The sequence below is a fragment of the Streptomyces incarnatus genome (assembly GCF_001027185.1).
GTDB classification, from domain to species: domain Bacteria; phylum Actinomycetota; class Actinomycetes; order Streptomycetales; family Streptomycetaceae; genus Streptomyces; species Streptomyces puniciscabiei.
In genome coordinates this window covers 5,358,091-5,379,414 of the sequence record NZ_CP011497.1, presented here as the reverse complement: position 1 = coordinate 5,379,414, position 21,324 = coordinate 5,358,091, and the positions used below count along the sequence as shown (strand labels likewise).

20 protein-coding genes and 1 tRNA gene are annotated in these 21,324 nt (G+C 73.1%); 15 read left to right on the top strand and 6 right to left on the bottom strand.

Going from position 1 to position 21,324, the window contains the following annotated elements:
- Nucleotides 1–55: 55 nt before the first annotated feature.
- Complete coding sequence (locus ABB07_RS24255) at nucleotides 56–1,516, top strand: NsdA family TPR-like regulatory protein (protein WP_208900679.1); 1,461 nt, start codon at nucleotides 56–58, stop codon at nucleotides 1,514–1,516.
- 39 nt (nucleotides 1,517–1,555) lie between these two features.
- On the opposite strand, the gene ABB07_RS24250 is transcribed toward ABB07_RS24255, so the two are convergent.
- Complete coding sequence (locus ABB07_RS24250; protein WP_208900678.1) at nucleotides 1,556–2,152, bottom strand: histidine phosphatase family protein; 597 nt, start codon at nucleotides 2,150–2,152, stop codon at nucleotides 1,556–1,558.
- Nucleotides 2,153–2,338: 186 nt separating this feature from the next.
- On the opposite strand from ABB07_RS24250, the gene ABB07_RS24245 reads away from it, so the two are divergent.
- From ABB07_RS24245 to ABB07_RS24215, 7 genes are all read left to right on the top strand, one after another.
- On the top strand, nucleotides 2,339–3,283 hold the full coding sequence (locus ABB07_RS24245) for a phosphatase PAP2 family protein (RefSeq protein ID WP_208900677.1): 945 nt from the start codon (nucleotides 2,339–2,341) through the stop codon (nucleotides 3,281–3,283).
- Nucleotides 3,180–4,424: a hypothetical protein gene (locus tag ABB07_RS24240; RefSeq protein ID WP_425264756.1), complete on the top strand. Its 1,245-nt coding sequence runs from the start codon at nucleotides 3,180–3,182 to the stop codon at nucleotides 4,422–4,424. Before ABB07_RS24245 ends, ABB07_RS24240 begins: the two co-directional genes overlap by 104 nt.
- The gene (locus ABB07_RS24235) at nucleotides 4,415–6,004 is read left to right on the top strand and encodes a hypothetical protein (protein WP_208900676.1); all 1,590 of its coding nucleotides are present in this window, start codon (nucleotides 4,415–4,417) and stop codon (nucleotides 6,002–6,004) included. Before ABB07_RS24240 ends, ABB07_RS24235 begins: the two co-directional genes overlap by 10 nt.
- Nucleotides 6,001–7,338 carry an AAA domain-containing protein gene (locus tag ABB07_RS24230; RefSeq protein ID WP_208900675.1) on the top strand — a complete coding sequence of 446 codons (1,338 nt, stop codon included), beginning with the start codon at nucleotides 6,001–6,003 and terminating at the stop codon, nucleotides 7,336–7,338. Before ABB07_RS24235 ends, ABB07_RS24230 begins: the two co-directional genes overlap by 4 nt.
- 198 nt (nucleotides 7,339–7,536) lie before the next feature.
- Entirely contained in the window at nucleotides 7,537–7,905 is a 369-nt protein-coding gene (locus ABB07_RS24225; RefSeq protein WP_208900674.1) for a hypothetical protein, read from the top strand.
- Nucleotides 7,906–8,061: 156 nt separating this feature from the next.
- A complete protein-coding gene (locus ABB07_RS24220) occupies nucleotides 8,062–8,631 on the top strand; it encodes a bifunctional DNA primase/polymerase (protein WP_208900673.1) in 570 nt (189 codons plus the stop codon).
- A tRNA-Lys gene (locus ABB07_RS24215) sits at nucleotides 8,622–8,695 on the top strand. Before ABB07_RS24220 ends, ABB07_RS24215 begins: the two co-directional genes overlap by 10 nt.
- 67 nt (nucleotides 8,696–8,762) lie before the next feature.
- On the opposite strand, the gene ABB07_RS24210 is transcribed toward ABB07_RS24215, so the two are convergent.
- Nucleotides 8,763–10,019, bottom strand: coding sequence for a M6 family metalloprotease domain-containing protein (locus ABB07_RS24210; protein WP_244189493.1), 1,257 nt, complete (start codon nucleotides 10,017–10,019; stop codon nucleotides 8,763–8,765).
- A gap of 337 nt (nucleotides 10,020–10,356) precedes the next feature.
- Between ABB07_RS24210 and ABB07_RS24205 the strand changes: the two genes are divergently transcribed.
- Nucleotides 10,357–12,159 carry a putative bifunctional diguanylate cyclase/phosphodiesterase gene (locus tag ABB07_RS24205; protein WP_208900672.1) on the top strand — a complete coding sequence of 601 codons (1,803 nt, stop codon included), beginning with the start codon at nucleotides 10,357–10,359 and terminating at the stop codon, nucleotides 12,157–12,159.
- Here the strand turns inward: ABB07_RS24205 and ABB07_RS24200 are convergent.
- The 3 genes from ABB07_RS24200 to ABB07_RS24190 form a co-directional block, all read right to left on the bottom strand.
- Nucleotides 12,138–13,244 carry an LLM class flavin-dependent oxidoreductase gene (locus ABB07_RS24200; protein WP_208900671.1) on the bottom strand — a complete coding sequence of 369 codons (1,107 nt, stop codon included), beginning with the start codon at nucleotides 13,242–13,244 and terminating at the stop codon, nucleotides 12,138–12,140. The two genes, ABB07_RS24205 and ABB07_RS24200, sit on opposite strands and share 22 nt — an antisense overlap.
- A 257-nt stretch (nucleotides 13,245–13,501) precedes the next feature.
- Entirely contained in the window at nucleotides 13,502–14,233 is a 732-nt protein-coding gene (locus tag ABB07_RS24195) for a maleate cis-trans isomerase family protein (RefSeq protein ID WP_208900670.1), read from the bottom strand.
- Between the two features lie 56 nt (nucleotides 14,234–14,289).
- The gene (locus ABB07_RS24190) at nucleotides 14,290–15,093 is read right to left on the bottom strand and encodes a maleate cis-trans isomerase family protein (RefSeq protein WP_208900669.1); all 804 of its coding nucleotides are present in this window, start codon (nucleotides 15,091–15,093) and stop codon (nucleotides 14,290–14,292) included.
- A gap of 185 nt (nucleotides 15,094–15,278) precedes the next feature.
- Here ABB07_RS24190 and ABB07_RS24185 point away from each other — a divergent pair, with 185 nt between their 5' ends.
- A complete protein-coding gene (locus ABB07_RS24185; RefSeq protein ID WP_208900668.1) occupies nucleotides 15,279–16,229 on the top strand; it encodes a D-2-hydroxyacid dehydrogenase in 951 nt (316 codons plus the stop codon).
- A gap of 41 nt (nucleotides 16,230–16,270) precedes the next feature.
- On the top strand, nucleotides 16,271–17,668 hold the full coding sequence (locus ABB07_RS24180) for an amidase (protein WP_208900667.1): 1,398 nt from the start codon (nucleotides 16,271–16,273) through the stop codon (nucleotides 17,666–17,668).
- A 30-nt stretch (nucleotides 17,669–17,698) separates the two neighbouring features.
- Here ABB07_RS24180 and ABB07_RS24175 read toward each other — a convergent pair whose 3' ends face one another.
- A complete protein-coding gene (locus tag ABB07_RS24175; protein WP_208900666.1) occupies nucleotides 17,699–18,193 on the bottom strand; it encodes a DUF3830 family protein in 495 nt (164 codons plus the stop codon).
- 47 nt (nucleotides 18,194–18,240) lie between these two features.
- On the opposite strand from ABB07_RS24175, the gene ehuB reads away from it, so the two are divergent.
- Genes ehuB through ehuA form a run of 4 tightly spaced genes read left to right on the top strand, consistent with a single transcriptional unit; the run spans nucleotide 18,241 to nucleotide 21,302 of the window.
- Nucleotides 18,241–19,167, top strand: coding sequence for an ectoine/hydroxyectoine ABC transporter substrate-binding protein EhuB (gene ehuB, locus ABB07_RS24170; protein WP_208900665.1), 927 nt, complete (start codon nucleotides 18,241–18,243; stop codon nucleotides 19,165–19,167).
- A complete protein-coding gene (ehuC, locus tag ABB07_RS24165; RefSeq protein ID WP_208900664.1) occupies nucleotides 19,164–19,883 on the top strand; it encodes an ectoine/hydroxyectoine ABC transporter permease subunit EhuC in 720 nt (239 codons plus the stop codon). The genes ehuB and ehuC overlap by 4 nt, the downstream gene beginning before the upstream one ends.
- On the top strand, nucleotides 19,880–20,530 hold the full coding sequence (ehuD, locus tag ABB07_RS24160; protein ID WP_208900663.1) for an ectoine/hydroxyectoine ABC transporter permease subunit EhuD: 651 nt from the start codon (nucleotides 19,880–19,882) through the stop codon (nucleotides 20,528–20,530). Before ehuC ends, ehuD begins: the two co-directional genes overlap by 4 nt.
- Nucleotides 20,520–21,302 (top strand): ectoine/hydroxyectoine ABC transporter ATP-binding protein EhuA, encoded by a 783-nt coding sequence (gene ehuA, locus ABB07_RS24155; RefSeq protein WP_208900662.1) that lies wholly within the window; start codon nucleotides 20,520–20,522, stop codon nucleotides 21,300–21,302. The genes ehuD and ehuA overlap by 11 nt, the downstream gene beginning before the upstream one ends.
- Nucleotides 21,303–21,324: the final 22 nt, after the last annotated feature.

Below are 21,324 nucleotides of genomic sequence, written 5' to 3'. Positions count from 1 at the left end.
CACGGATCGCCCCGGGCCCGGCATGGTTCGACGGTTCGCACGAGAGGACCCGGCCATGGCGTCGTCAACCGAGACCTCGTCACAGCCCGACCGGCCACCACGGCCGAACCTCGCCTTCCGGCACCTGCGCGGCAGGCGGTCACCGGCCGAGTTCGCGGCGCTCGTACGGCGCGCCGCGCGCGAGATCGGTGAGCGGGTGAGCTGTGACGCGCGTTACATCGGTCGGGTCGAGGCGGGCGAGATCCGCTGCCCGAACTACGCGTACGAACGGGTGTTCCTGCACATGTTCCCCGGCCGCACGCTCACCGACCTCGGCTTCGCGCCCCGCTCGTCCGTCCGCGGACGCGCGGCGCGTACGACGGCGGATCCCGGGGAACCCGGCGCCGCGCGGGCGGCCGGTGAGTCACGGGGGCCTGTCGAACCGTATGACACGCAGGACCCGTGCGGCGCACCAGAACCGTACGCGAGACACCATCTGAACCACGAGGAGAGCGACGTGCTGCGTCGCGCATTCATGACCGGCGGAGGCGCCACGGTGGCCGCCGCCACGCTGAGCCCGCTGGGGCTCACCACGGACGCCGCGGCCGCGGTGCGGACCTCGCGCCGGCCCGGGACCCCGGAGGCGCTCGCCCTGGAGGAGGCCGTCCGCCGGATCCGGCTGCTCGACGACCGGCACGGCGCGGACGGCCTCTACCGGCGCGCGGCGGCTCCGTTGCGCGCGGCCTACGCACTGCTGGACGCCGGCGCGACCCGGCAGACCACCGCCGAACGGCTGCACTCGGGCGCCGGTGAACTCGCCATCTCCGTGGGCTGGCTGGCGCACGACTCCGGCCGCTTCGACGACGCCCGCTCGCACTACGCGGAGGCGCTGGCCACGGCCCGGATGACCGGGGACCCGGCGCTGGAGGCGCACGCCTTCTGCAACACCGCTTTCCTCGCGCGGGACGCCGGCCGCCCGCGCGAGGCGGTCCGCGCCGCGCAGGCCGCGCAGCGCGCCGCCGCCCCGCTGGGTTCGGCCCGCCTGATGTCCCTGCTGGCGCTGCGGGAAGCCGGCGGCTGGGCGGGCCTCGCCGACCGCACCGGCTGCGAACAGGCACTCGTACGGGCCCAGGCCCTCTTCGCCCGGGGCCGCTCGGACGACGACCCCGAGTGGATGAGCTTCTACGGCGAGGCCGAACTGGAGGGCCTGGAGGCGCAGTGCTGGTCCATGCTGGGCGACTGGCGGCGGGCGTCACGGCACGCGTATCGCGCGGCCGAACTGCAGGATCCCCACTTCACCCGGAACATCGCGCTGTACACCGCCGAACTGGCCGACGACCTCGCCCGTGAGGGGCGGCCGGACGAGGCGGCGGCCGCCGGCATGCGCGTGCTGTCCCTGCTGGACCAGGTCCAGTCCTCGCGCATCCAGGGCATGCTGGCGGGCACCGCCAGGGTGCTGCTGCCGCACCGGCGGGCGTCGGGGGTGTCCGACTTCCTGGAGCGGCACGCCTCCATGCCGAGGACCGGGAGGGCGTGACCGCAAGGGCGTGACCCGGAGGGCGTGACGGGTAACCGGCTATCCCGCCAGGTGGCCCAGGTCGTTCCAGCTCTCGATCGCCGGTTCGCCGTAGGCCCAGCCGAGGACGGACAGCGAGGTCGGGTTCAGGCGTATCCGGGCCGCGAAGTCCAGCGGCAGGCCCAGCCACCGCGCGCCGATGGAGCGGAGGATGTGGCCGTGGGCGAAGACCAGGACGTCGCGGTCGGACGAGCGGGCCCAGGAGACCACCTCGTCCGCGCGGGCGGTCACCTCGGCGAGGCTCTCCCCCTCCGGCACCCCGTCCCGCCAGATCAGCCAGCCCGGCCGCACGGCCTGGATCTCGGCCGGCGTCAGGCCCTCGTAGGCGCCGTAGTCCCACTCCATCAGCGTGTCCCAGGTGGTGGCCCGGTCACCGAAGCCGGCCAGTTCGCAGGTCTCACGCGCGCGTGCCAGCGGACTGGTGCGCACCTCCACGCCGGGCAGCCCGTCCAGCGGGGCGCGGTGCAGTCGCTCGCCGAGCAGCTTGGCTCCCCGCCGGCCCTCCTCCAGCAGCGGCACGTCGGTCCTGCCGGTGTGCTTTCCGGACAGTGACCATTCCGTCTGTCCGTGCCGGGCCAGCAGGATGCGCGGTGCCATGGGAGACCTTTCCGGGAGCGAAGGGGACCCTCCCATCATCGCTCAACCGGTTCCGGGGCAACCCGGCGGCCGATCCCGGCGTCTTTGTGGGCCGGAGCGCCCTCATGGGCGGAGATACGGACACCGTAAAGTGGCACGGTCGCCCTCCGGGGCATGCCGCACAGTGACAAGGGGGAGGGCGATCGGATGCCGCAGACCGAGACACCGGGCACCGAGGTGGTCCCGCGTACCCGGCTGCGCTGGTGGACCGAGCTGCCGCTGATCCTCCTCGTGTACGGCTGCTACTCGGCCGGCCGCCTGCTCGCCCGCGGTGACGTCTCCTCCGCCGTCGACCACGGCCTGGCGATCCTGCGCCTCGAGAAGGCCCTGCACCTCAACGCCGAGCACCCGCTCAACCGGCTGTTCACGCGCGAGCCCTGGCTCGGGGTGCCGGCCGACTTCTGGTACGCCTCGCTGCACTACCTGGTCACGCCCGCCCTCCTCATCTGGCTGTTCCGGGCCCGCGCCGAGCACTACCGGCGGGCCCGCACCTGGCTGATGACGTCCACGTTCATCGGCCTGATCGGCTTCACGCTGCTGCCGACCTGCCCGCCGAGGCTGCTGTCCGCCGGACACGGTTTCGTGGACACCATGGCGCACTACAGCTCGTACGGCTGGTGGGGCGGCGAGGCGAGCGCGCCGCGCGGCATGGGCGGGATGACCAACCAGTACGCGGCGATGCCGAGCCTGCACGTCGGCTGGGCGCTGTGGTGCGGTGTGATGCTGTGGCGGCACGGCGGCACGCGCGTGGCGAAGATCCTGGGCGTCCTCTACCCGCTGGGCACCGCGCTCGTGGTGATGGGCACCGCCAACCACTACTTCCTCGACGCGGTCGCGGGCGTCGCCGTGATGGGCGTCGGCCTCCTGCTCGCGCCGCGCGTCATGCGGGTCCTGGACCTGGTCCGGGACCGCCTGTTCCCGCGCCGCACACCGGTCACGGACACCGCGGGTTCCCCGATTGTCAGTGCCGGATGCCAGACTTCCGCGGGTGAGCGAATTCCACGGCAGCGCGAGTCGCGGCTCGACGCCGGGGCCGAACCGGACGCCTCCCCCAGCGACGCGGGCGAAGGCGCTGCGGCACCGGCTCGCTGAGCTGCGCGGTCCCGAGGTACCGGCCAAGGCCCTGGACGCGCGCGCCCTCGCGGCGCTCGCCGCGAACCCCGGGTGCGCGCGGCGGGCGATCCTGGACGGCGCCGGGGTGGACAAGGCCCGGCTGGCGAGCGCGCTGGGCGCGCCGTCCGCGTTCGGGCAGTCGCAGTTCGCGCTGACGCGCGGGAACGCGTTCGAGGCGAAGGTGAAGGCCGACGGCGGCGCGGAACTGCTGCGGCTGGCCCACGCCCGCCTCGACCCGGGCGCCGAACCGCCGGAGGGGGCCGCCGTACCCGACCTGACCGCCCAGGGCCCCGAGGGGCGTACGGCCCGTACGGCGCTGGCGCTGCGCGAGGCCACGCGGGCGGGTGGCTGGACCCTGCTCGACCACCCGATGCTGGCCCTGGACGTGGCGGGCTCGCTCGCCTTCCTGGAGCCGGACGCGGTGGTCGTGCACCCGGACGGCAGCTGGTCGGTGGTGGAGATCAAGTCCTTCCCCATGCTGGACGGTTCGGCGGACCCGGCCAAGGTCGGCGCGGCCGCCCGGCAGGCGGCGGTGTACGTGCTGGCGCTGGAGGAGGTGGCGGGACGGCTCGGCGCGCGGCCGGAGCGGCGCGCCGATGACGGCGCTCCGGCTCCGCGCGTGCGTCACCGGGTGCTGCTGGTGTGCCCGAAGGACTTCTCCAACCTGCCCGCGGGATCCGCCGTCGACATCCGCAAGCAGCGCGCGGTCACCGCCCGCCAGCTGGCCCGGCTCACCCGGATCGAGGAGATCGCCCGGGCCCTGCCCGAGGGCAAGTGCTTCGCGCCGGACCGGAGCGCCGAGGAGCTGACGGCGGCCGTGGCGGCGGTCCCGGCGACGTACGCGCCCGAGTGCCTGTCCGCGTGCGAACTGGCCTTCCACTGCCGGGAACGCTCCCGCGAGGAGGGTGCCGTCACCCGGCTCGGCCGCCCGCTGCGGGCGGAACTGGGCGGTCTGACCACGGTCGAGGACGTCCTCGCGGCGGCCCGCGGCGAGAGCGGCGACCCCGACGACCCGGCGGTCGCGGCCCTGCGCCGGGCGGCCGCCCTGCGCGCCGAGGCACTGGCGAGCGCGCGGATGCCGGCGGACGCGCCCCACCCGGAGGTCGCCCCGTGTCCCTGATCGCCGCCCTCGCCCGGCTCGAGGCCGTCAGCAGCGGCCGCGCCCAGCCCGCCGCGACCGTCCGGCACCGCCATGTGTCCACGCGCCCGCTGGTGTTCGTGCCGCTCACCACGGCCGGTGAGGCGGGCGCCCCGCTCGGCGCGCTGGTCGGCACCGACCGGGACCAGCCGCGGCTGCTGGCCGTGCCGCAGCCCCGCGACCGCGACCTGCGCTTCACCTTCCTGGCCGACCTGGCCGACGTCGTCCTGCCGTACATCGACTCCTACGCCGGCTCCGTGGAGGCGGCCGAGCGGACCGAGACCGACCCGGAGACCGGCAAGCGGGTCAAGGTCGAGGTGGAGCTGTGCGCGGACGCTCCCCAGCTGATCGTGCCGAGCCGGGCCGGCCTGGAGTTCGTACGGCTCCTCGGCCGCTCGATGCGGTTCCGCCGTACCGCCGAGCAGGACCCGGAAGCGCCCCATCCGGCGCCACCCCGGGTGCCGCTGCTGGGCCGCTGGCTCACCCACTACGGCGAGCGGTCCCGCGTCCCCGGCTCCTCCCTGCTGCTGGCCCTGACCGACGTGCTGTCCCGGCACTGGGCGACCGGCCAGTCCGGCCTGGAGGACCAGCACCTGGGCGCGCTGCTCGCCTGGATCGACCCGCCGCGGGGCGCATCAGGCGCCGAGGCCGCGCACCGGGCCGAGCTCGCCCGGGACCCCGCCGGTCAACTGCTGTGCCCGCCGGCCGGACCCGCCACCGACCCGGCGTTCGACAACAAGCTGCTGGCCCCCGCCATCGAGCGCTACGACCGCGCGCGCACCGCGCTCGCCGCCGCCGAGGACGCCCTGGCCGCCGACGACCGGCTGGCCGCGCTCACGGCGGCCGAGCGGGAGATCCGCGACCTGGTGGCGAGCCGCACCCGGCCCACCTGGGACGCGGTGTGGCGGGGCCTGGACCTGCTGCGGGAGCTGCCGGAGGGGGCCCATGTCGAGGAGCGCTGGACCCGCGACCGGTGGTCCTTCACCGGGCACCGCGACCGGGTGCTGGCGGGCGAGCCCCCGCAGCCGCGCCGGGACGACGCGGTGACGGCGGCGAACAAGCTGGCCACGCGCGAGCGCGAGCAGGCCCGCCTCGACGCGCAGGAGGCCCTGGACGATCCGCTGGTGATGGCGGGGCGGCGGCTGGCCGGGGAGGCGTTCGCGGGCGAGGTGACCGATGTCGTCATGGCCTACAGCGAGGGCAGGCGGCCGAGCCCGCGCCCGCTGGTGACGGTCCGCACCGACGACCGGCCGCATCTGGCCGAGCGCGCGAAGGTGTACCGCTCACTGGGCGGCAGGCCGCAGTCGGCGGAGTTCGTGGGCCAGGAGGCCGACGGTGTGCTGGTCCTGCGCGTCCTGGACAAGATGGGCCGTGGCAAGGAGCCCGAGCCCGGTTCGGTGCCGGAGAAGGGCGACCGGATCTGCTTCACCCTGTTCGAGCACGAGCAGCGCGGCGGCGCGAAGCTGCCCGACCCGGAGGAGACCCCGTGGACGCACGGCGGCCCGCCGGGTGAGGCCGTGTCGGAGGCCGCCGATCCCATCACCGAGGAGGACCTGCTGTGACGACGGTCGGCTTCGACCCCGGGGCGGCCGCCGCCCGCGCCACCGACGCGATCCTCCACGACACCCTGCACGGCGGCGAGCGCGGGGTGGTCGTGGACTCCCCGCCCGGCGCCGGCAAGTCGACGCTCGTGGTCCGCGCGGCCCTCGAACTGGCCGACGCGGGCCGCCCGTTGATGGTGGTGGCACAGACGAACGCCCAGGTGGACGACCTCGTCCTCCGGCTCGCCGAGAAGAACCCGCAGCTGCCGGTCGGCCGCCTGCACAGCAGCGACACCGACCCCTACGACAAGGCGCTGGACGACCTGCCGCAGGTCCGCACGTCCGCGAAGGCGGCCGAGCTGAACGGCCTGCCGGTGGTCCTCTCCACGGCCGCGAAGTGGGCGCACGTCACGGTGGACGAGCCCTGGCCGCACGCGATCGTGGACGAGGCGTACCAGATGCGCTCCGACTCCCTGCTGGCCGTGGCGGGCCTGTTCGAGCGGGCGCTGTTCGTCGGCGACCCCGGGCAGCTGGACCCGTTCGCGATCGTCGGCAGCGAGCAGTGGGCGGGCCTGTCGTACGACCCCTCGGCCTCCGCCGTGACCACCCTGCTGGCCCACAACCCCGGTCTCCCCCAGCACCGCCTGCCGGTCTCCTGGCGCCTGCCCGCCTCCGCGGCGCCGCTGGTCTCAGACGCGTTCTACCCGTACACCCCCTTCCGCAGCGGCACCGGCCACGGCGATCGCCGCCTCGCCTTCGCCGTCCCCTCGGACGGCTCCGGCCCGGACCGGGTGATCGACGAGGCGGCGGAATCCGGCTGGGGCCTGCTGGAACTGCCCGCCCGGCACACCCCGCGCACCGACCCGGAGGCGGTGCGGGCGGTGGCGGCGGTGGTCCGCCGCCTGCTGGACAGGGGCGGCGCGGCAACGTCGGAGCGCGCGCCGGACGCCACGCCCCTGACCGCCGACCGCATCGCCGTCGGCACCGCCCACCGCGACCAGGCGGCGGCGGTCCGCGCGGCGCTCGCCGAACTGGGCGCGGCGGACGTCACGGTCGACACCGCCAACCGTCTCCAGGGCCGGGAGTACGACGTCACGGTGGTCCTGCACCCGCTCTCCGGCCGCCCCGACGCCACCGCCTTCCACCTGGAGACCGGCCGCCTGTGCGTCCTGGCCTCCCGGCACCGCCACGCCTGCATCGTCGTCTGCCGCGCGGGCGTCGGCGACCTCCTGGACACCTACCCGTCCACGGAACCGGTCCAGCTGGGCACCCTGGTGAAGTTCCCGGACGGCTGGGAGGCGAACCACGCGGTGCTGGCCCACCTGGCCGAACACAAGGTGAGCTGGCAGCCCTGACCGGCACCCCGGACGCCTGCCCGACGAGCGCCGAGCAGCCATGACCGGCGCCCGCATCCGGTCGACGGGCGCCGAGGTGCCCTGGGGGAACGCCGGGTGAGCCGGCGGGATCGAGGGCCCCTTGCGCAGGCGCGGGACAATGGACGGTGGCCCACCTGAAGGCGGTGCCGAGCGGACCGTACGAGGAGGAGACAAGACATGGCGGAGCCCACGCCGCGTCGTAACGAACCGCGGCTACGCCCCGCGCCTCTGATCTTCGAGCCCGCGGAGGCGGCCGGCGATCCCGAGCACTTCTTCGACCTGGAGTCGATCGAGGATCCGCGGGCGCTGCTGGCCAGGGCCACGGAGCTGACCCAGGCGTTCCGTGCGGCCGCCGACCGGGCCGTGGAGTTCCAGGCCATCGCGGCGGCCCAGCTCGCCGACCCGCGCCGGTTCGACCGGCTGACCCCGGGGGACATCGCCGAGCGGGCGGAGTGGACCGAGGACTACGCGAAGAAGATGGTCGAGTTCGGGCGGGACCTGATGCGGGGCGACGCCGAGGGGCGGACGTACCCCGATCCCGTGTGACTCCGGGCCGCGTCAGGCCCGGTCGTCAACACCAACCCCTTGAGTAACCCGTCTGGCATATGCCAGGCGGGCAAGATACTCCTCCCCCACCCTCTCTGTCCCGGTTTTCGGCAACTCAGAAGAACGACTCCCTCACGCCCGGTACATCTGGGTGGCATGAGCAGCGCACCGAACGTCACCCGCGTCACCGCCGCCGGCGTCGACTGGCTCGCCTCGGCGGCCACGTATCCGCGGAGCACCCTGGCCCTCTGGGAAGAGCGCCCGCACGCCCCGGTCGTCCTGCCCTGCGGCACCGTCTTCGACGTGGTGAGCGCCCCCGCGATCTTCGGCCGCCGGATGCTGGACCGGCTGTGGGACGACGGCCCGGGCTCGGGCCCGGTCGCGGTGTTCCGGGGCCGCGTGCTGCTGTTCTCCGCGCCGGGCACGGCCCAGCGGCTGCCCTCGCTGCTGGCGTGGGAGGAGTGGGGCTCGAACCGTACGGAGGCGGTGCCGCCGCTGCTGTGTCACGGCACCGGCGACGCGGTGACCGTCCCCGCGCCGGCCGCCGGCGACGCCCCCGGCGACTCCCGCTGGCTGGTCGCCCCGGACACGCGTCACCCCTGGCTGCCGGGGCCGGAGGTGGTCCTCTGGGCGGCCGTACGGGCGGCCCGCGCGGCGGTGCGGATATCGATTTTTCCTCCCGCCGACCAGGATGCTAAGGTCTACGACGTCAGCAGGCGCCGCTAGCTCAGTTGGTTAGAGCAGCTGACTCTTAATCAGCGGGTCCGGGGTTCGAGTCCCTGGCGGCGCACGCGAAGGAAACGGCGGGTCCGGTTCGAAAGAATCCGGCCCGCCGTTTTCGTGCGCGTATCAGTCCCTCATCCACCGCCCACCCCCGGTGTGATCCTCACCGTCCACGCCCCCGACGCCGTCCTGCCCTCCACCTCCACCCGTACGCCCTCGCCCGGCACGGTGAAGCTCTCGCCGAGGGCGACCGGGGCGTCGGCGAGGGCGGGGTAGACCGAGTTCTCCCAGCAGGCCTCGGTGTGCGGGTGGGCGTCGACGACCTCCACCGGGCCGCCGCCGGACTCCGCTCCGCTTCTGATCCGGTACACCAGGACGCCCTGCCGGCAGGTGGCCCGGTCGTTGCCGGCCGCACCGCGCGCCTCGAAGCCCAGGGCGCTGTCGGGCCCGGTGCGCACGATCGCCAGCTTCACCCCGTGCCCGAGGCCGAAGGCCGGGGCACCCGCCGTGCCCTGCGCCGGGATGCCGGGGCCGGCCTCCAGCGGCTCCAGGGTCAGCCGGGTCGGCCGCGCGCCCCGCACGCACACCACCTGGCGCGGGTCCAGCCAGCCGAGTTTCCACTTGTGCCAGGCGAACAGGTCCGGGGACAGCCCGAACTGGCTGCCCATCAGGTCCCAGTCGCCGACGTAGGTGTCCCAGTCGCCCTTGCCGTCGACCGGGCGGTGGTAGAGGTCGGGCAGGTCGAACACGTGGCCGGTCTCGTGGGCGAGGACCAGGCGGTCCGGCGGGTGCTTCTCGAAGACCGTGACGACCCGGCGGATGTCGGCGCCGTCCACGTGGACGGGCGTGTCGAGGTTCACGACCTTCGTGGCGTCCGAGTCGACGCCGGGCGCGTCCGGGTCGGCGACGAGGTACACCACCTGGTAGCGGGAGAAGTCGACCTCCTTGTCGGCCACCGCGAACGCGTCCCGCAGGTAGGCGGCCCGGTCCTCGGCGCCCCAGTCCCGTTTCATGGCGTACGCCGTGGACGGCCGGGGCATGCGCAGCCAGTGCCGCAGCGGATGCGGGCGGAGGGTGAACCTGCCGTAGGAGGCCTGCTGGTAGTAGCGGCTGGTGGCCGGGAAGTGGTCGGCGGCCAGCTCGGCGGGTGTGGTGCGCGGGGCGGAGTCCGGGAAGGAGAGGAAGATCATCACGGCGTCGCGCACGCCGGTCGGGCGGGTGTAGTCGGAGTTCCAGGTGTCCACCCCCTCGGAGTGGTGGGTGTCGGCCCGGTGCAGGGCACAGGGGGCCGTGGAGAAGGGCTCGGCGACCGCCGGGCCGCTGATCATCGAGGTCGCGGCGAGCGCCGACAGCGCGGTGCACACGGCGGCGGTGCTGCGCAGCTTGGGCACGGCCTTGACCTCCGGACGCGGTTCGCTGGACCCACATCCAGATTGCTGTCATTTGTCGCACTATGCCCTGTTCGCCTGCGCTACAAGGGTGAGTGCGCCCTCTGGATGCTCCGACGCGCTCCGGCGCTCGACACCCCGGTTCACTCACGGAACGTCACAACTGGTCGGGGGCCTGAAGAACCCGTCCACGTGCGGGCAGAAACGATCTGTCAGAAACTGTGCTCCGTCCGGGACACTGGACAGTGGCTGGAAGGGCCCGGGGCCAGCCTCTATGATCGGCACACTTTCCGGCACGGACAGGCACGGACACAGATCGAGTGCACTGCGGGAGCGAGCGGTGAGCGGAACGTCCGAAGGGCCGACGCCCGCGGCAGACCTCGACCGGTCAGCCGTCACAGACAGTGACCACACCACCTACCACCGTGTCTTCGCGGCCGCCCCGGTCGCCATGGCCGTCGTGGACCGCGCCGGACTCGTGGCCGGCGCCAACGCGGCCTTCGGCGAGCTGCTCGGCACCGATCCGGACGCGCTCACCGGGCGGGTCGCCGCCGACCTGGTGGACCTGGCCTCGGACACCCGCAGCTGGCACGCCTACCGCGAGGTGCTGCGCGGCCGGCAGGCGAAGCTGCGCTGCACCCGCCGGCTGAAGCACCCCGAGGGGCACTCGGTGTGGGTGCAGGTGACCGTCGCCCCCCTGAGCGGGGAGGCCGGGGTGCTGCTGTCCGTCGCCGACATCAGTGCCCGGCGTGAACTCCAGGCGCGGCTGCGGCACTTGCAGATGCACGACCCGGTGACCCGGCTGCCCAACCGCACGCTGTTCTTCGAGCGGCTCACGGCCGCGCTGGAGGCGGAGTCGTACGAACAGAGCGGCACCGGCCGGATCGGCCTGTGCTACCTGGACCTCGACGGCTTCAAGGCGGTCAACGACACCCTCGGCCACCGCGTCGGCGACCGGCTGCTCGCGGCCGTCGCCGAGCGCCTGACCCGGGTGGCCGACGAGGCCGGTTACGCCCGCGCGGTGACCCCGCTGGTGGCCCGGCTCGGCGGCGACGAGTTCGCGCTGCTCGTGGAGGACTCCACCGGCACCGAACAGCTCGCGGAACTGGCCGAGTCGGCGCTCAACGCCCTTCAGGAGCCCTTCGACCTGGCGGGCCAGCGCCTGTCGCTGACGGCGTCGATCGGCGTCGTGGAGCGGCACGCGGCGGGCACGACCGCGACCGGCCTGATGCAGGCGGCCGACACGACCCTGTACTGGGCGAAGGCCGACGGCAAGGCCCGCTGGACCCTGTTCGACCCCGAGCGCAACGCGCACCGGATGACCCGTCAGGCCCTGTCGTCCACTTTGCGCCCCGCCATCGACCGGGGCGAATTCGCGCTCGAATACCAGCCGTTGGTCGGCATGGAGGACGGCCGCCTCGCCGGGGTCGAGGCGTTGATCCGCTGGAATCATCCTCAGTTCGGCACACTGACGCCGAATCGGTTCATCGGACTGGCCGAGGAGGACGGCTCGATCGTCCCGCTCGGCCGCTGGGCGCTGCGGACCGCCTGCCGGCAGGCCCGCCGCTGGCAGCTGGACCACCCCGAGGAGCCGCCCATCTTCGTCAGCGTGAACGTGGCCGTGCGCCAGGTGTGGGACTCCGATCTGGTGGCCGACGTGGCGGAGATCCTCTCCGACACCGGACTGGCCCCGCATCTGCTCCAGCTGGAGCTGACCGAGTCGGCGGTGATGGGCTCGGCGGGCCGCCCGCTCCAGGCGCTGCAGGCCCTCAGCGACATGGGCGTGCGCATCGCCATCGACGACTTCGGGACCGGCTACTCGAACCTGGCGTACCTGAGCAGGCTGCCGGTGAAGGTGCTGAAGCTGGACGGATCCTTCGTGCGCGGCTTCCAGTACGAGGAGGCGCCCAAGGGCGTGCCGCCCAATCCCGCCGACGAGGTCATCGTCGAGGCGATGATCCAGCTCGCCCACCGGCTCGGCATCACCGTCACCGCCGAGTGCGTGGAGACCTCGGCCCAGGCCACCCGGCTGCGCCGCATCGGCTGCGACACCGGCCAGGGCTGGCTGTACTCCCGGCCGGTGCCGCCGGATCGTATCTCCGAGCTGCTCGGCGAGCAGACCTACGTGGTCGGCAAGCCGTAGGCGTCCGCGATCAACTCGTAGGAGCGCAGGCGGAGTTCGCCGCGGTGGGCGTGGGAGACGAGCATCAGTTCGTCGGCGCCGGTGCGCTTGTGCAGGTCGTCCAGGCCGGAGCGGACCTCGTCGGCGGTGCCGTGCACGATGTTGGCCGTCCAGGAGGTGATGAACTCCTCCTCCATCGGGCTGAACTCGTGCTTCTCGGCCTCGTCCGGGTCGGGGAAGAGGCCGGGCCGGCCGGTGCGCAGCCGGAGCATGTTGAGGGCCACCGCCCGGGTCTGGCGGCGGGCCTCGCGCGCGTCGTCGGTGGCGAGGGCGGAGACGCCGATGAGGGCGTAGGGCTGGTCGAGGACCGCGGAGGGGCGGAAGGTCTGCCGGTACAGGTCCAGGGCCGGGATGGTGTTCTGCGCGGAGAAGTGGTGCGCGAAGGCGAACGGCAGGCCCAGCATTCCGGCCAGGCGCGCGCTGAAGCCGGAGGAGCCGAGCAGCCAGACCGGCGGGCGGTGCGGGGACTGCACGCCGCCCGGAGCGGTGGCCTGGACGGGGCCCGGGATCGCGTGGATCCGGCGGTACGGATGGCCGTCGGGGAAGTCGTCGTCCAGGAAGCGGATGAGCTCGGCGAGCTGCTGCGGGAAGTCGTCGGCGCCCTCGTTCAGGGTGTCGGTACGGCGTAGGGCCGCGGCCGTGGCGCCGTCCGTGCCGGGGGCGCGGCCGAGACCGAGGTCGATCCGGCCCGGCGCCATCGCCTCCAGCGTGCCGAACTGCTCGGCGATCACCAGCGGGGCGTGGTTGGGCAGCATGACGCCGCCCGAGCCGAGCCGGATGCGGTCGGTGTGGGCGGCGAGGTGGGCGAGGATCACGGCGGGCGAGGAGGAGGCCACACCGGGCATGGAGTGGTGCTCGGCGACCCAGTACCGGTGGAAGCCGCGGGCCTCGGCGAACCGGGACAGCGCCACGCTGGTGCGCAGCGCGTCGGTGGCGGTACTGCCCGCGCCGACGGTCACCAGGTCCAGTACGGAGAGCGGGACGGGCGCGGTCCCGTGCGCGGTGCCCCGGATCTCGTCTGCCTCGGCTGCCTCGTCTGCGGACACGGTGTGGGCCTCCTGTGTGTGGCGTGGGCTGTCCCGAGGCCTAACAGGAGGCAGTCTCCGCTTATTCCGTCGCCCCCTGCCCCGTCGGCTCCTGCTCCGTCGACCCCTGCCCCGTCGGCTCCTGCTCCGCCGCCCCTGCTCCGCCGACTCCTGCTCCGCCGCCCCTGCTCCGTCGCCCCCTGCCCGTCGCCCCCTGCTCCGTCGACCCCAGCCCCGTCGGCTCCGCGACGGCGCCCGTCCGGCCCGCCGGGACGCGCTCAGACCTGCACGATCGGCTCCCGGGTGAACAGCATCCCCAGGGCCGGCGCGTTCACCCGCCGGTCGGCCAGCCGCAGCCCCTCCCACACCGTCACCTGGTTCGCGGTGAGCACCGGCTTGGACAGCGCCTTCTCCAGCAACGACAGATGCGCGGCCGTGTGCAGGGCCGTGTCCGGGAGCAGTACCGCCTGCGCGTCCGGGACGTCGGCCGCCCGGGCCAGCGTCAGCACGTCCTCCTCGCCCCACGTGCCGACCTCCGCCGCCGTGATGATCCCCGAGGACCGCATCCCGGTCACCTCCAGGCCCCCGGCCCGCAGGAAGTCGGTGAACAGCGCGGCGATGTCCTCCGGGTAGGTCGCGCCGACCGCGACCCGCCGTACCCCGATCTCCCGGGCGGCGTGCACGAAGGCGAACGACGTCGAGGACGCGGGCATACCGGCCAGCCGGGCGAGCGTGCGCACCTGCTCCTGGGCGCCCTCCCAGCCGTGCACGAAGCCGCCGCTGGTGCACGCCCACACCACCGTCTCGGCGCCGGTCAGCCGCAGGCGCTCCATGCCCGCCGAGAGCCGCTCGGCGGAGCCCATCTCGCGCAGCGCCGCCACCCGGTGCGCGTCCTCGCCGATGTCGGTGTGGACCAGGTCCACCCGGATGTCGCTGCCCAGGAGCTGCTCGATGCGTGGATAGTCGTCCTCGGCGGAGTGGCCCGGGTAGAGGAATCCGAGTGCGGTCATGACCGTCCTTTTCCGTGTTCCGGCGTCGTTTCGGCGTCTTCAGCGTTCCGGCGTCTTCAGCGTTCCTGCGTCTCTTCCGGCAGTTCCCGCGTCGCTTCCGGCACTGCGGGGGGCCAGACACGCGCGGCCTCGTCCAGCAGCGCCTGATACGGCCCCACGGCCCGGGTACCCAGCCGGCGCAGCGCAGCCCACATCGTGACCTGGTTGGCCGACAGCACGGGGATGCGCAGCTCGGCCTCCAGCTGGGGGATCACGTCGTACGTCGGCAGGTTGGTGCAGGAGATGAACAGCGCGTCGGCGCTGCCGGGGCGGACCGCCTGCCGGGCCATGGCGACGACGTCCCGGTACGGCACCTGCCAGATGTGCCGGGTCAGCCCCATGAAGGCGCACCCGGTGACCTCGACGCCGGCCTCGGCGACGAAGTCCTCCAGCGCCCGGGTCACGGACACGGTGTACGGCGTGACCAGCGCGACCCGTCGGATCCGCAGCTCGGCGAGGGCCTCCAGCAGCGCGCCGGAGGTGGTCACCGAGGGCGGCGCGCCCGCGAGGCTCATCGCCGCGCACATCGCCCGCTCCCCGGCGATGCCGCCGACGAAGCTGCCGGAGGTGCAGGCGTAGGCGACGGCCTCGGGCGCGACGGCGGTCAGCGCGCGCACGGCGTCGCCGAGGGTCTCGTGCTCGCTCACCAGGCGGGCCAGGTCCAGGCTCACCTCGACCGGCACGAATGGGGTCCGCGTCAGATGCAGCGACACCTCGTCGGGCACCCAGCGCCACAGCTCGCGGTCGAGGGCGAAGTCGAAGGGGGCCACGACTCCCACACCGCGCTGGGGGCGGGGGCCGCCGAGAAAGGAGACGTCCATGGCTGGCACCGGCCTCACGCTGGGAGACGAGTGGGCAACGGATCGTCGGGGGAATGGTCGGACAGGCCCCCGGTACGCCCGTGTTGACGAAGGTAGGTTCGGGTGCGAGCGTGGTCAATCCGCGCATAGTACGCGCACGTCAGTACGCATGATCCGCGCACGCCGTTCGCTCGGAGCCGCCCCGTATGACGACCCTCCCGACCCTGCTGGTCCTGGACGCCGAGCCGCCGCCGCGCCTCGGCCGGCTCACCGGCCGCGCCCGGATCGTGCACACCGACGCCGCGCATCTGGCCGAGCGGCTGCCGCAGGCGGACGTCCTGCTGGTGTGGGACTTCGCCTCGCACGCGGTGCGCGAGGCGTGGCCGGGGGACGGGCCGCGCCCGCGCTGGGTGCACACGGCGAGCGCGGGCGTGGACCATCTGATGGGCCCGGAGCTGGCCGCGTCCGACACGGTGGTCACGAACGCGCGCGGCATCTTCGACCAGCCGATCGCCGAGTACGTGGCGGCGCTGGTGCTGGCGGTCGCCAAGGACCTGCCGCGCACGCTGGAGCACCAGCGGGAGCGGACCTGGCGGCACCGGGAGGGCCGGCGGGTGGCGGGCACGCGCGCGTGCGTGGTCGGCTCGGGCCCGATCGGCCGGGCGATCGTCCGCACCCTGAAGGCGCTCGGCGTGACGACGGCGCTGGTCGGGCGGGTGCCACGGACCGGCGTCCACGGGCCGGCCGACCTGGACCGGCTGATCTCCCGCGCGGACTGGGTGATCGCGGCGGCGCCGCTCACCGAGGAGACGTACCGCATGTTCGACACCCACCGGTTCGGCGTGATGCAGCCCTCGGCGTTCTTCGTCAACGTCGGCCGGGGTCAGCTCGTCGACGAGGACGCCCTCGCCCACGCCCTGACCCGGCGCTGGATCACGGGCGCGGCCCTGGACGTCTTCACCACCGAACCCCTCCCCGAGGACAGCCCGTTGTGGGGGCTGCCGGGGCTGATCGTCTCCCCGCACATGAGCGGGGACACGGTCGGCTGGCGGGACGAACTGGCCGCGCAGTTCGTGGAGTTGTACGAGCGGTGGGCGGCGGGCAGATCACTGGTGAACGTGGTCGACAAGAAACGCGGTTACGTCCCCGGTCACTGACCTCTCGGCCCCTTGGATCCCTTGGACCTCTTGGAGGGTGCATGCAGCTCACCGACCTGACGGCCGTCCAGCTCCTGGAGGGTTACCGCAAGGGCGAGTTCAGTCCCGTGGAGGCGACCGGGCAGGTCCTGGAGCGGGCTCGCCGGATCCAGCCGGAGGTGAACGCGTTCGTGCGCCTCACCGAGGAGGACGCGCTGGCCCGGGCGCGGGAGTCGGCGGAGCGCTGGCGGCGCGGTGAGCCGGCCGGGCTGCTCGACGGGGTGCCGGTGACGGTGAAGGACATCCTCCTGCTGCGCGGCCACCCGACCCTGCGCGGCTCCAGGACGATCTCCGAGCAGGGCGGCTGGGACGAGGACGCCCCCTCGGTGGCCCGGCTCCGCGAGCACGGCGCGGTGTTCCTGGGCAAGACGACGACCCCCGAGTTCGGCTGGAAGGGCGTGACCGACTCGCCGCTGACCGGCGTCACCCGCAACCCGTACGACCACGCGCGCACCGCGGGCGGCTCCAGCGGGGGCAGCGCGGCGGCGGTGGCGCTCGGCGCGGGCCCGCTGTCGCTGGGCACGGACGGCGGGGGCAGCATCCGCATCCCGGCCGCGTTCTGCGGGATCTTCGGGCTGAAGCCGACGTACGGCAGGGTGCCGCTGTATCCGGCGAGCGCGTTCGGCACCCTCTCCCACGCGGGCCCGATGACCCGGGACGCGGCCGACGCGGCCCTGCTGCTGGACGTCATCGGCGCCCCGGACGCCCGCGACTGGTCGGGCCTGCCGCCTGCGCCGGGCTCCTTCACGGAGGGGCTGAGGAGCGGGGTGCACGGTCTGCGGGTGGCGTACTCCCCGTCCCTGGGCGGCCAGGTCGCGGTCCAGCCGGCGGTCGCCGCGGCGGTACGGCGGACGGTCGCCGCCCTCGCCGACCTCGGCGCGTACGTGGAGGAGACCGACCCGGACTTCAGCGACCCGGTGGACGCCTTCCACACCCTGTGGTTCAGCGGCGCGGCCCGGGTCACCGAGCGGTTCTCCCCGCGCAAGCGGCAACTGCTGGACCCCGGCCTGCGGGAGATCTGTGTGCGGGGCGCCCGCTACAGCGCGCTGGACTACCTGGCCGCGGTGGACGTCCGCATGGACCTCGGCCGGCGCATGGGCCGCTTCCACGAGCGCTACGACCTCCTGGTCACCCCGACCCTGCCGCTGACGGCGTTCGAGGCGGGCGTGGAGGCGCCGAGGGGCGCGGCCCACCACCGCTGGACCGGCTGGACGCCGTTCACCTACCCCTTCAACCTCACCCAGCAGCCCGCGGCGACCGTACCGGTGGGCGCGGACGGCGACGGCCTGCCGGTGGGGATGCAACTGGTCGCCGCCCGGCACCGCGACGACCTGGTCCTGCGCGCCGCGCACGCGCTGTACGAGGCGGGAGCGGTGCCGGCGCCCGCCCCGCTGCCCTGAGCCCTGCCCTGAGCCGCGCGCCGGCCGGTCTCACGCCCGACGGAAACTCAGCGTCTCCCCCGCCGCCCCGGCGCGCCACAGGTCGTTGCAGGCCTCGGCCATCGCCTCCAGGCCCTCCACCACCTGGCCCCACACGATCCCCGGCACCCAGCCCACGTCACCGTTGAGGAGCAGGTTGTTGCGCTCGTAGAACAGGGCCAGGTCGACCACCGTGGTGCCGGGGCGGACCTCGCGGTCGTAGCCGTAGGCCTTCGTGCCCAGTTCGGTGCCGGCGAAGGAGAAGTAACAGAGGTCGCCGGGAATCGGGGTGACCGTCGGGTTCTCCAGTGGGGGTTCCGTGGAGGCGAAGGGCGGGAAGAGGGCGTAGATCTCGTTGCGGGCGTACTTGGCGTGGTAGACGTCGCCCGCGAGGGGGAGCGCCTGCCACACGGCCTCGCAGGTCAGGGGCGCGCGGTCGGCCAGCAGTCGGGCCGTGCAGTGCACATCGCGCTTCTGCAGCGAGACGGTGACGAATCGATCGGCCATGAGAACAAGGGTGCATAGCCCGGATCCGCTTGGGTAGCCGCGCCGCCATGGCTCCACCACTTGGGAACGACGTACACACATTCCGGTCGGAACTCAGACACGCCAGACACACCCGGCGCTCGGTGCTCGGTGGCCTCGCCGCCCTCGGTGTGCTGGGCGCGGCGGGCTGCTCCCGGGTGGCCGAGGCGTCCGGCAAGCGGGGCGGTGACCTGCTCGAACGCCTTCGCGCGCAGGGTGTCGTACGGCTCGGGATCGCCGGTGAGATCCCCTTCGGGTACATCGACAAGGACGGCCAACTCACCGGTGAGGCGCCCGAACTCGCCAAGGTGATCTTCAAGCGGCTGGGGGTCGGCCGGGTCCAGCCGGTGCCCACGGAGTTCGGCTCGCTGATCCCCGGGCTCAACTCGCAGCAGTTCGACGTCGTGGCGGCCGGGATGTACGTCAATCCGGAGCGCTGCCAGCAGGTGATCTTCGCCGATCCGGACTACCAGATGCTGGACTCGTTCATCGTCCGCAAGGGCAACCCGCTGGGCCTGCACTCATACAAGGACGTCGTCGCGAAGAAGGCGAAGTTCGCCACCGGCACCGGATACGCCGAGATCCAGTACGCGGTCGAGGCCGGGTACAAGCAGGGCGACATCCTCATCGTCCCCGACCAGGTCGCCGGGCTGAACGCGGTCGAGGCGGGCCGGGTCGACGTCTTCGCCGGTACGGCGCTCACGACGCGGGAAGTGGTGAAGAAGTCGAGCAAGGCCGAGGCCACCGCGCCGTTCGCGCCGCTGGTCAAGGGCAAACCGCACGTCGACGGCGGCGCGTTCGCGTTCCGGCCGACCGAGACGGCGCTGCGGGACGCCTTCAACGTCGAGCTGCGCAAGCTGAAGCGGAGCGGGGAGCTGTTCCGGATCCTTCGGCCCTTCGGGTTCACGAAGGCCGAGATGACCGACCTCACCGCGAAGGAGCTGTGCGGCGGATGACCTCGGGACTGTGGGAACTCGTACTCAAGGGCGTCTGGACCACCGTCCAGCTGCTGGTGTTCAGCGCGCTGCTGGCCGCCGCCGTGTCCTTCGTCGTCGGTATCGCCCGGACGCACCGGCTGTGGATCGTGCGGTTCGTCGCCGGCTTCTACACCGAGGTGTTCCGCGGCACCTCGGCGCTGGTGATGATCTTCTGGGTGTTCTTCGTGCTGCCAGTCGCCTTCGGCTGGCAGCTGGTGCCGATGTGGGCGGGCACGCTGGCGCTCGGGATGACCTACGGCGCGTACGGCTCGGAGATCGTGCGCGGCGCGCTGAACGCGGTGGACCCGGCGCAGAAGGAGGGCGGGATCGCGCTCAGCTTCACGCCCTGGCAGCGGATGCGGCTGGTCGTGCTGCCGCAGGCGGTGCCGGAGATGATCCCGTCCTTCTGCAACCTGCTGATCGAGCTGCTCAAGGGCACCGCGCTGGTGTCGCTGATGGGCATGGGCGATCTGACGTTCAGCGCGAACCTGGTGCGGCTGGCGCTGCAGCAGAGCGCGGAGATCTACACGTACGTGCTGCTGATCTACTTCGCGATCGCCTTCGTCCTGACGCGGCTGATGCGCTCGCTGGAGAAGCGGCTGAAGGCCGGGATCGGCAAGGACGCCGGTACGGAGTCGGCGGCGCGTGAGCTGAAGCGCGCCCAGACGACCGGAGTGGGGGGTCGGGTCGCATGAAGTGGGACTGGAACGCCGTGAGCGACTTCATGCCGGACTTCTGGCAGGGGTTGCTGGTCACCCTGGAGGCCGTCGCCCTGGGGTCGCTGCTCTCCTTCACCCTCGGTCTGGTGTGGACGCTGCTGATGCGGACGCCGAGCCGGTGGGTGCGCTGGCCGGTCGGGGTGGTCACGGAGTTCGTGCGCAACACCCCGCTGCTGGTGCAGCTGTTCTTCCTGTTCTACGTGCTGCCCGAGTGGGGCGTGACGTTCTCGGCGCTGACCACCGGTGTCTTCGCGATCGGCCTGCACTACTCGACGTACACGATGCAGGTCTACCGGGCCGGCATCGAGGCGGTGCCGGCCGGCCAGTGGGAGGCGGCGACCGCGCTGAACCTGCCCCGGCGGCGGACCTGGACCGTGGTGATCCTGCCGCAGGCGATCCGCCGGGTGGTCCCCGCGCTCGGCAACTACGTGATCTCCATGCTCAAGGACACACCGATGCTGATGACGATCACCGTGCTGGACATGCTCGGGCGTGCCCGGCTCTTCTCCCAGCAGCACTTCCAGTTCACCGAGCCCCTGACCGTGATCGGGGTGGCCTTCATCCTCATCTCCTATCTGGCCTCCCTTCTGATGCGAGCCCTGGAGCGACGCCTTGTCCGTTGAGACCCGAACGAAGCCGTCCCTGACCGACGCCCAGCCGGGCGAGCTGATCCGCCTGGAGAACGTCACCAAGCGGTTCGGCGCCAACACCGTGCTCGACGACCTGAACTTCACCGTCGACCCGGGCAAGCACGTGACCCTGATCGGCCCGTCCGGATCCGGCAAGACCACGATCCTCAGGCTCCTGATGACCCTCACCAAGCCGGACGAGGGCACGATCACCGTCGACGGGGAGCAGCTGTTCCCGGCGCCGGAGAAGCAGGTCCGGGAGGTCCGCAAGAAGATCGGGATGGTGTTCCAGCAGTTCAACCTGTTCCCGAACATGAGCGTGCTGCGGAACATCACCGAGGCTCCGGTGCAGGTCCTCGGCATGTCCAAGGACGAGGCCGAGGAGCGGGCCCGGGAGCTGCTGGAGCTGGTGGGGCTGTCCGACAAGTGCGACGCGAAGCCCACCCGGCTCTCCGGCGGACAGCAGCAGCGGGTGGCGATCGCCCGGGCGCTCGCGATGCGGCCCCGGGTGCTGCTGCTGGACGAGGTGACCTCCGCGCTCGACCCGGAGCTGGTCGCGGGCGTCCTCGACCTGCTCAGGGACATCGCCCGCAGCACCGACATCACGATGCTCTGCGTGACCCACGAGATGGGTTTCGCCCGGGACATCTCCGACCAGGTGCTGATGTTCGACGGCGGACGGGTGATCGAATCGGGTTCTCCGGAGAAGATCTTCACCGAGCCGGAGCAGGACCGCACCCGGGAATTCCTCAGCGCGGTCCTGTGACCACGGGGTGTGAATCCGGAAG

Excerpts from the sequence above, each read along its gene's own strand:
- ehuC (WP_208900664.1), top strand. The coding sequence starts at position 19,164 with ATGACCTCGGGACTGTGGGAACTCGTACTCAAGGGCGTCTGGACCACC.
- ABB07_RS24245 (WP_208900677.1), top strand. The coding sequence starts at position 2,339 with ATGCCGCAGACCGAGACACCGGGCACCGAGGTGGTCCCGCGTACCCGG.
- ehuD (WP_208900663.1), top strand. The coding sequence starts at position 19,880 with ATGAAGTGGGACTGGAACGCCGTGAGCGACTTCATGCCGGACTTCTGG.
- ABB07_RS24190 (WP_208900669.1), bottom strand. The coding sequence starts at position 15,093 with ATGGACGTCTCCTTTCTCGGCGGCCCCCGCCCCCAGCGCGGTGTGGGA.
- ABB07_RS24180 (WP_208900667.1), top strand. The coding sequence starts at position 16,271 with ATGCAGCTCACCGACCTGACGGCCGTCCAGCTCCTGGAGGGTTACCGC.
- ehuB (WP_208900665.1), top strand. The coding sequence starts at position 18,241 with ATGGCTCCACCACTTGGGAACGACGTACACACATTCCGGTCGGAACTC.
- ABB07_RS24195 (WP_208900670.1), bottom strand. The coding sequence starts at position 14,233 with ATGACCGCACTCGGATTCCTCTACCCGGGCCACTCCGCCGAGGACGAC.
- ABB07_RS24220 (WP_208900673.1), top strand. The coding sequence starts at position 8,062 with ATGAGCAGCGCACCGAACGTCACCCGCGTCACCGCCGCCGGCGTCGAC.
- ABB07_RS24225 (WP_208900674.1), top strand. The coding sequence starts at position 7,537 with ATGGCGGAGCCCACGCCGCGTCGTAACGAACCGCGGCTACGCCCCGCG.
- ABB07_RS24250 (WP_208900678.1), bottom strand. The coding sequence starts at position 2,152 with ATGGCACCGCGCATCCTGCTGGCCCGGCACGGACAGACGGAATGGTCA.
- ABB07_RS24255 (WP_208900679.1), top strand. The coding sequence starts at position 56 with ATGGCGTCGTCAACCGAGACCTCGTCACAGCCCGACCGGCCACCACGG.
- ABB07_RS24175 (WP_208900666.1), bottom strand. The coding sequence starts at position 18,193 with ATGGCCGATCGATTCGTCACCGTCTCGCTGCAGAAGCGCGATGTGCAC.
- ABB07_RS24185 (WP_208900668.1), top strand. The coding sequence starts at position 15,279 with ATGACGACCCTCCCGACCCTGCTGGTCCTGGACGCCGAGCCGCCGCCG.